This window comes from Escherichia sp. HH41S (assembly GCF_009820115.1).
In the GTDB taxonomy this organism is placed as follows: domain Bacteria; phylum Pseudomonadota; class Gammaproteobacteria; order Enterobacterales; family Enterobacteriaceae; genus Escherichia; species Escherichia coli_F.
The window spans coordinates 1-490 of the sequence record NZ_VNXE01000038.1 but is presented as its reverse complement, the minus strand read 5'-3'; the positions used below and the strand labels follow the sequence as shown (position 1 = coordinate 490).

Annotated in this window: 1 protein-coding gene; it reads left to right on the top strand. The window is 53.9% G+C overall.

The genetic code is table 11. The features are described from left to right. Positions 1-17 precede the first annotated feature (17 nt). Positions 18-490, top strand: a 473-nt coding sequence (locus FQZ95_RS07870; RefSeq protein WP_160530059.1) for an Ail/Lom family outer membrane beta-barrel protein, incomplete at its 3' end; no start/stop codon positions are given.

Below are 490 nucleotides of genomic sequence, written 5' to 3'. Positions count from 1 at the left end.
AAAAGCGAGAGGTAATTATGCGTAAACTTTATGCCGCCATTTTGTCCGCAGCCATTTGTCTGGCCGTATCCGGTGCGTCTGCATGGGCGTCTGAACATCAGTCCACGCTGAGCGCGGGGTATCTTCATGCCTCGACGAACGTTTCCGGCAGCGATGATCTGAACGGGATTAACGTGAAATACCGTTATGAGTTTACGGACACTCTGGGAATGGTGACGTCATTCAGCTATGCAGGAGACAAGAATCGCCAGCTGACCCGTTACAGCGATACCCGCTGGCATGAAGATTCCGTTCGTAACCGCTGGTTCAGCGTAATGGCGGGGCCGTCTGTGCGCGTGAATGAATGGTTCAGCGCGTATGCGATGGCGGGTGTAGTTTACAGCCGTGTGTCGACTTTCTCCGGGGATTATCTTCGCGTAACTGACAACAAGGGGAAAACGCACGACGTGCTGACCGGAAGTGATGACGGTCGCCACAGCAACACGTCTCT